The 8,036-nt window shown below is 69.5% G+C and carries 7 protein-coding genes; 2 read left to right on the forward strand and 5 right to left on the reverse strand.

The features are described 5' to 3' along the window. The first annotated feature begins 242 nt into the window (after positions 1-242). A complete protein-coding gene (locus tag FKV24_RS07855) occupies positions 243-2,039 on the forward strand; it encodes an O-linked N-acetylglucosamine transferase, SPINDLY family protein (protein WP_141481985.1) in 1,797 nt (598 codons plus the stop codon). A 24-nt stretch (positions 2,040-2,063) separates the two neighbouring features. On the opposite strand, the gene FKV24_RS07860 is transcribed toward FKV24_RS07855, so the two are convergent. The 5 genes from FKV24_RS07860 to glnA all read right to left on the reverse strand — a co-directional run bounded on the left by FKV24_RS07860 (position 2,064) and on the right by glnA (position 6,665). Continuing rightward, positions 2,064-2,258: a hypothetical protein gene (locus FKV24_RS07860; protein ID WP_141481986.1), complete on the reverse strand. Its 195-nt coding sequence runs from the start codon at positions 2,256-2,258 to the stop codon at positions 2,064-2,066. Positions 2,259-2,416: 158 nt separating this feature from the next. Then, on the reverse strand, positions 2,417-3,799 hold the full coding sequence (locus FKV24_RS07865; protein WP_170288247.1) for an ammonium transporter: 1,383 nt from the start codon (positions 3,797-3,799) through the stop codon (positions 2,417-2,419). A 25-nt stretch (positions 3,800-3,824) separates the two neighbouring features. Beyond that, positions 3,825-4,163, reverse strand: coding sequence for a P-II family nitrogen regulator (locus FKV24_RS07870; RefSeq protein ID WP_111265076.1), 339 nt, complete (start codon positions 4,161-4,163; stop codon positions 3,825-3,827). A 45-nt stretch (positions 4,164-4,208) separates the two neighbouring features. Beyond that, positions 4,209-4,979: a TorF family putative porin gene (locus tag FKV24_RS07875; protein WP_111265075.1), complete on the reverse strand. Its 771-nt coding sequence runs from the start codon at positions 4,977-4,979 to the stop codon at positions 4,209-4,211. Positions 4,980-5,255: 276 nt separating this feature from the next. Further along, positions 5,256-6,665 carry a type I glutamate--ammonia ligase gene (gene glnA / locus FKV24_RS07880; protein WP_111265074.1) on the reverse strand — a complete coding sequence of 470 codons (1,410 nt, stop codon included), beginning with the start codon at positions 6,663-6,665 and terminating at the stop codon, positions 5,256-5,258. A gap of 242 nt (positions 6,666-6,907) precedes the next feature. Between glnA and FKV24_RS07885 the strand changes: the two genes are divergently transcribed. After that, on the forward strand, positions 6,908-7,945 hold the full coding sequence (locus tag FKV24_RS07885) for a LacI family DNA-binding transcriptional regulator (RefSeq protein WP_111265073.1): 1,038 nt from the start codon (positions 6,908-6,910) through the stop codon (positions 7,943-7,945). The last annotated feature ends 91 nt before the right edge of the window (positions 7,946-8,036 follow it).

Consider the following 8,036-nt stretch of genomic DNA (forward strand, 5'->3'; position numbering starts at 1 on the left):
GACCGTCGCCGGCGTCGAGCGCGGCCATCGGCCAGCCCTGCAGGCGCCGCACGCCGACCCCGAGCCAGCCCGACATCGCCGCATTGCTGGCCACGATCGCGCCCGAACCGTCGCACCACGCGACCGGCGTGGTCAGGCTGTCGAACGGGCTGTCGATGGCGGCGGGGGACGGCATGCTGGCATGGTAGAGCAAGTGCCCGCTGCCAGCTTTCGAAGTCATCGTCAGGCCCTACACTCAATCGATGGATGCAAACACCGTTGGTCAGGCCCACGCGCTGCTGCGGCGGGGCGACATCTCCGGCGCGATCGGGCTGTTGCGCGGCGCGCTCACCGCGACGCCGGCGCAACCCCAGTCGTTGAAGCTGCTGGCACGCCTGGCCCTGCGCGAACAACAATCGGCGCTGGCGGCCAGCGCGCTGGAGCGGGCGCAGGCGGCGCTGCCGGACGATGCCGAGATCCATGCGCTGCGCGCCGCCGCGGCCAAGATCGCCGGCGACATCGATGCGCTGGTTCCGGCCGCGCGGCATGCGCTGACCCTGGACCCGGGCGAACCGCTGGCGGCGGCCCTGCTCACCGAAGCACTGCGCGATCGCCTGCAACTGGGCGAAGCGCTCGCGGTCGCCGATGCCTGCCTGGCCCGACGCCCGCACGACTGGGGTACCCGACTGGCCCGCGCCGACGTGCTGCAGTTCGCCGGCGAGGCCGCCGCGGCCGCCGCCGATGCCCGGCATACGCTGGATCACGCCCCCTCGCTGCAGGCCATCACGTTCGCCTGCCAGAGTCTGCTGTACTTGGACGAGCCCGCCCTGGACGAGCCCGCGCGGGACGAATCCGCCCCGGCCGCGCCCGCTGACGGCGCGCCCGCCGCCGCGATCCTCGCCCGCCATCGCGAGCTGGCCGCGCGTATTCCGCCGTTGCGCCTGCCGCCACCGCGCGATACCGGCTGGCGCCCGGGCCAACGCCCGCTTCGGGTCGCGCTGCTGTCGCCGGACCTGCGTCGCCACCCGGTCGGCATGTTCGTCGAGCCGCTGCTGGCCGGCTGGGACCGCGACCGCGTTGCGCCGATCTGCTACAGCGACGGTCAGCCCGATGCCACCACCCAGCGCCTGCGCGCGCTATGCCCGCAATGGCGCGACCTGCGCGGCCAGCCCGACGAGGCGGTGGCGCGGCAACTGCACGAGGACGGCATCGACGTGCTGCTGGACCTGGCCGGGCACACCCACGGCAGCCGGCCGCGCCTGCTGGCCTCGCGCTGCGTGCCGCGCCAGCTGGGCTGGCTGGGCTATCTGTTCGACAGCGGCTATGCCAGCAGCGACGGCGTGATCGGCGATGCCGCGACCCTGCCCGAGGGCACGTCCAGCGCGCGCCAGGCGTGGCGGCTTCCCGGCAGCCTGCTGTGCCTGCCGCAGATCCAGGATGCGCCGGACGTGGTCGCGCGCGCCTCCTCGGGCGCGCCGGTATTCGGCAGCTTCAACCACCTGGCCAAGCTGTCGCCGCGAACGGTGGCGCTGTGGGCGCGGGTACTGGCCGCGGTGCCCGGCTCGCGGCTGGTGCTGTGTGCGCTCGGCCTGGCCGATGCGCCGACCCGCGAACGGATCGGCGCCCGCTTCGCCGCCGCCGGTGTCGATCCGGACCGGCTGCAACTGCGCCCGCCGGTGCTCGACCCACAGGCGTTCCTGTCGCAATACGCCGACATCGACATCGCCCTCGACCCGCTGCCGTTCAACGGCGGCACCACCACCTTGCAGGCGCTGTGGCAGGGCGTGCCGGTGGTGAGCCTGCCGGGCGAGCGGATGGCCGCGCGTACCGGACTGTCGCTGCTGGATGCGGCCGGACTGGCGCAGGGGCCGGAGCGCCTGGTCGCGCGCGATCGCGGGGACTATGTCCGCATCGCCGCCGGACTCGCCGAAGACGGTGCACGCCGCGCCCGCCTGCGCGGCTCGATGCGCGAGCGACTGCTCGACTCGGGGTTGTGCGATGGCCGTCGCTTTGCCGACGGCTTCGCCACGCTGCTGGAATCGGCGACCTCGACCCTCTGATCGGCGCCGCGGGCGGCGCCGGGCTCAGGCCTGCGGCGACAGGATCGCGGTGGGCCGGGTGCCGAGCGGACCGGAGGGCTCGGCGGCGGACACCTTGCCGGCAATCACCGCGGTCATCGCGAACAATGCCCAAAGACAGATCCAGCCGATGATTCGCCATCGCCGGTGTCGGCGCCGGCGGTCGCGACGCCCGTTGGCGTCATGCAGGGTCTGGTCCATGGCGATGGTGGCCGATCGGGGGAGATTGGCAGCACGTTACGCCGTCCCGAAGTGGAAGTCGTGTGAAGTACGCCCTGTAACTGTTCAGTTTTACAGGGCGCGCCGCGCCATCGCCGATGCGCGGGCGCCGGAGCCGGGCCCCGGCGCCCGCTGCCATATCAGCTCTCGTAGGCCGATTCGCCGTGCGAGCTGATGTCCAGGCCCTCGCGCTCGGCCTCCTCGGCCACCCGCAGTCCGACCGTCAGCTTGACCAGCCCGAACGCGGCCACGGCGACGATGCCCGACCAGACCAGGGTGATCAGCACGCCCTCGGCCTGCACCAGCAACTGCGAGGCGATCGAGAAGTCCTCACCCCCGGTGCCGCCCAACGACGGCGCGGTGAACACGCCGGTCAGCAACGCGCCGACGATCCCGCCCAGGCCGTGCACGCCGAACACGTCCAGCGAGTCGTCGGCGTTCAACAGCCGCTTCAAGCCGGTCACGCCCCACACGCACAGCGCACCGCAGGCCAACCCGATCGCGATCGCCCCCATCGGCCCGACCGAGCCGCAGGCCGGGGTGATCCCGACCAGGCCCGCGACCACGCCCGAGGCCGCGCCCAGCATCGACGGCTTGCCCTTCAGCAGCGCCTCGACCGCGCTCCAGGCCAGCGCCGCCGCCGCCGGCGCCAGCAGGGTGTTGAGGAAGGCCAGCGCCGCGCCCGAGGTCGCCTCCAGGTTGGAGCCGGCGTTGAAACCGAACCAGCCGACCCACAACAGCGAGGCGCCGACCATGCAGAAGGTCAGACTGTGCGGCTTGAGCGCCTCGCGGCCGTAACCGATGCGCTTGCCGACCAGCCAGGCGCCGACCAGACCGGCGACGCCGGCATTGATGTGGACGACGGTACCGCCGGCGAAGTCGAGCGCGCCCTTGCCCAGCAGGTAGCCGCCCTCGCCCCAGACCATGTGCGCGATCGGCAGGTAGGCGAAGGTGAACCACAGCACCGAGAACAGCAGCACCGCGCGGAACAGGATGCGTTCGGCCAGGGCACCGACGATCAGCGCCGCGGTGATGCCGGCGAAGGTCGCCTGGAACGCGATGAAGGCGTATTCCGGCAGTGACACGCCATCGGTGAAGGTCGCCGCCAGACTGTCCGGGGTGACCCCCGCCAGGAACAGCTTGTCGAACCCGCCGATCACCGGCCCGGCGCCGCCGAACGCCAGCGAGTAGCCGTACACCGCCCACAGCAGCACGATCACCGAGAACACCACCAGCACCTGCATCAGCACCGACAGCACGTTCTTGGCCCGCACCAGGCCGCCATAGAACAACGCCAGCCCGGGCACGGTCATCAGCAGCACCAGCAGGGTCGAGGTCAGGATCCAGGCGACGTCGCCCTTGTCCACGACCGGCGCCGCCGCCGCGGCGTTGCCGGCCAGGTCGGCGGCCTGGGCCAGGCCATCCTGCGCCTGCGCGGCGCCGGCCAGCAGCAGCGCCATCAACGGCAGCGCACGCCACCGGGACGCCGGAAGCGCGCCACCGCGCGGGGTTCCGGCCTGCATGTTCGTCGCGGTCGTCGCGGTCGTGTCAAAGCGCATCATCGTCGAGCTCCCCGGTGCGGATACGGATGGTTTCTTCCAGGTGGCTGACGAAGATCTTTCCGTCGCCGACCTTGCCGGTGCGTGCGCCGGCCTGGACCGCTTCCAGTGCGGCCTCGAGCATCGCGTCGGGGACGGCGCACTCGACCTTCAGCTTGGGCAGGAAGTCGACGACGTACTCGGCGCCGCGATACAACTCGGTATGCCCCTTCTGGCGGCCGAATCCCTTGACCTCGGTGACGGTGATGCCCGACACGCCGACTTCGGTGAGCGCTTCGCGCACCTCGTCGAGCTTGAATGGCCGGATGATGGCGGTGATCAGTTTCATTCACGTGCTCCGTAGCGACATGGTTTGCAGTCGAATGGGTGGGATTCAGAAGGACTTGGTGATGGCCACGGTCAAGGTCTCGTCGGGACCGATCAGGTCGTTGTCGTTCCAGGCGACGGCGACATCGATGCCGTTGTCGAAGGCCTTGCCGACGCCGAGCTTCCAGTACGCGTAGTCGCCGCCGTCGAGGTTCTCGACCCACTGCTTGCCGACCGCGGCGTCGAGCGTCCACGAGGGCACGAACTCCCAGCTCGCGCCCAGGTCGAGCGCGTGGCTGCCGTCGGAGTCGGGAATGCCGAACAGGTCGGTGAGCGCGTAGGAGTACTTGGCGCTGAGCACGGACCAGCCGAGACCGGCGTAGACCTCGGTGGTGTCGGCGCTGTTGAAGCCCGACGGGTAGTCGCCCGGGTACCAGTAGTGGATCGCGCCGACGTCCCAGCTGACGCCGCTGTCGGCGAACTCGCCGCGCAGGCCAAGGTAGCCGTCGAGTTCGAGCTGGCTGGAGATGTCCGGATCCGAGTCCGAAAGCCAGCTGATGCTGCTGCCCCAGACGCCGGCGTAGAAGCCGCTGTCGGTGGCGTACTCGACGCCGGCCTGCAGCGCGGGCTCTTCATCGGTCTGGGTGATGCCGCGGAACAGATAGTCGCTGGTCAGGCTGACCGATCCGGACAGCTCCCCTGCCCGTGCCTGCCCCATTGCCAGCATGGTGGCCATCGTCGCGATGGCGGTCAGCGCCGCGAGCGGCGCCGGTGCGGTTTCCCTGATCCCCTGGATGCGCCCACCGGGCGCATGGAATGCGGTGTGCTGAGACGACATGACGCAGGCTCCTCATAAGCGGTGGCCCCTCCCGTGGTCATTGGTCCGTGCTCGTTTTGCGTCGGCGTCCGCGTGCCGTTCGCTGTTTCTCCGGGCCGCAGTCGCCCGGCGCCGGGCATTGCCCGTCGTTTTCATGCCCTCCTGTGTTGTGGGGGTGGCGGCCGTCCGCTCCGCCGGGACCGGAGACGGTGGCCGGCTCTGCGTCCGGTCCACCGCCGCCTTCACCGGCCGACCGCGCACCCTGCGCGGCCAGCCGTTTCGATCAGTTCGCGCGCATCAGTTCGCGTAGTACAGCTGGTATTCCAACGGGTGGGTCGCGGCGCGGAACTTGGTGACCTCCTGCATCTTCAGCGCGATGTAACCGTCGATGAAGTCGTCGGAGAACACGCCGCCGGCCTTGAGGAAGTCGCGATCCTTGTCGAGCGCCTCCAGCGCCTGGTCGAGGCTGTGGCAGACGGTCGGGATGTTCTTCTCCTCCTCCGGCGGCAGGTCGTACAGGTCCTTGTCGCTGGGCGCGCCCGGATCGATCTGGTTCTTGATGCCGTCCAGGCCGGCCATCATCAGCGCGGCGAAGGTCAGGTAGCCGGACTGCACCGGATCCGGGAAGCGGAACTCGATGCGGCGCGCCTTCGGATTGGACACGAACGGAATGCGGCAGCTGGCCGAACGGTTGCGGGCCGAGTAGGCCAGCATCACCGGCGCCTCGAAGCCCGGCACCAGGCGCTTGTAGCTGTTGGTGGCGGCATTGGTGAAGGCGTTGATCGCGCGCGCGTGCTTGAACACGCCGCCGATGTACCACAGCGCCAGCTGACTCAGGCCGCCGTAGCCGTCGCCGGAGAACAGGTTCTTGCCGTCCTTCGCCAGCGACTGGTGCACGTGCATGCCGCTGCCGTTGTCGCCGACGATCGGCTTGGGCATGAAGGTCGCGGTCTTGCCGTTGCGGAAGGCGACGTTCTTGATGATGTACTTCATCATCAGCAGCTCGTCGGCCTTCTTGACCAGCGAGTTGAACTTGGTGCCGATCTCGCACTGGCCGGCGTTGGCGACCTCGTGGTGGTGGACCTCGACTTCGATGCCGACCTCTTCCAGGGTCTTGCACATCTCGGCGCGGATGTCGTGCAGCGAGTCGACCGGCGCGACCGGGAAGTAGCCGCCCTTGACGCCCGGACGGTAGCCGCTGTTGCCGCCCTCGTACTCGCGCGCGGAGTTCCAGTGCGCTTCCTCGGAGTCGATGTGGAAGAAGGTATGGCCCATCTCATTGCCGTAGCGGACCGAGTCGAAGATGAAGAACTCCGGCTCCGGGCCGAAGAACGCCTGCTCGGCGATGCCGCTGGCCTTGAGGTAGGCCTCGGCGCGCTTGGCGACGCCGCGCGGGTCGCGCGAGTAGGCCTGCATCGTGGTCGGGTCGAGCACGTCGCAGGTCATCACCAGGGTCGGATCGGCGGTGAACGGGTCCAGGAACGCGGTCGAGGCGTCCGGCATCAGCACCATGTCGGACTCGTTGATGCCCTTCCAGCCGTTGATCGAGGAGCCGTCGAACATCTTGCCTTCCTCGAACAGGCCGGCATCGACGATCGACTTGGGATAGGTGACGTGATGCTGCACGCCGCGCATGTCGGCGAAGCGCAGGTCGACGAATTCGACCTTGTGGTCACGGATGAGCTTTTCGACGTTCTCGAGCGACATGGAGGTACGGCCTTTCCGGTTGGAGGGGATACCCAGATAGATAGCAAGCCCTGTGCCAACCCACAGACTCTCGCAACCCATTGATTTAAAAACACTCCGGATCTGAGTTCGCACGCGATTGCACCAATGTGGTGCATCCCTTCCTGCCAATTGCACTAATATGGTGCAATCGCCGCACGGTTCCGGCCCCTCGCGACCGGGCCATTACACTGTTGCGGTTCCGTCCCAGGGAGGAGGGCCCGGTGGGCAGGCGCTCGAAGACCACATCCATCGACATCGCACATCGCGCCGGCGTATCGCAGGCGACGGTGTCGCGGGTGCTGCGCGGCAGCCCGCTGGTCAACGCCGAGACCCGGCGCCGGGTCGAGGAGGCGGTGCGCGAACTCAACTACAAGGTCGACCGCCACGCCTCCAGCCTGCGCACCCAGCGCTCGGGCACCCTCGCCCTGCTGCTGTTCGAGGACCCGACCCCGGACGACTCGCACATCAATCCGTTCTTCCTGTCGATGCTGGGCTCGATCACCCGCGCCTGCGCCCGCCACGGCCACGACCTGCTGGTCTCGTTCCAGCAACTGTCCGACGACTGGCACGCCGACTACGAGGACAGCATGAAGGCCGACGGCCTGATCCTGCTCGGCTACGGCGACTACCTCGCCTACCGCGGCAAGCTCGAGAGCCTGGTCGAGCAGGGCACCCGCTTCGTCCGCTGGGGCGCAGTGCTGCCGGGCCAGCCGGGGATCTCGATCGGCTGCGACAACCACCATGGCGGCCGCCTGATCGGCGAACACCTGCTCGGCCTGGGCCGCAAGCGGATCGCCTTCCTCGGCGACGCCTCCAGCCACTATCCGGAGTTCTTCGACCGCTACCGCGGCTGCGACGCCGCGTTGCGCGAGGCCGGCCTGGCCATGGAAGAGGGCCTGCAGGTGGATGCGGTCAGCTCGGAGGAGGCCGGCTTCGACGCCGCCCGCACCCTGCTGGAACGTGCGCTGCCGTTCGACGCGGTGTTCGCCGCCAGCGACCTGATCGCGATCGGCGCGATGCGCGCACTGGCCGAGGCCGGACGGCGGGTCCCCGAGGACATCGCGGTCGCCGGCTTCGACGACATCCCGATGGCCCGCTTCGCCCAGCCCGCACTGACCACGGTGTTCCAGGACACCTCACGCGCCGGCGCCCTGCTGGTCGAATCGCTGCTGGCGCAGATCCGCAGCGAGCCGGTCGAGAGCATCACCCTGCCCGCCTCGCTGGTGGTGCGCCGCTCCAGCGGCGCCGGTCCGGCCTAGATGTGTAAACCCAGTACGTTGTTCAGCGGCAGCCGGCTGATGGGTGGCTTGTGGCCCAAACTGGCGTGCGGGCGGTGCCAGTTGTAGTGAT

It is taken from the genome of Marilutibacter maris, from assembly GCF_006546735.2.
In the GTDB taxonomy this organism is placed as follows: Bacteria; Pseudomonadota; Gammaproteobacteria; order Xanthomonadales; family Xanthomonadaceae; genus Marilutibacter; species Marilutibacter maris.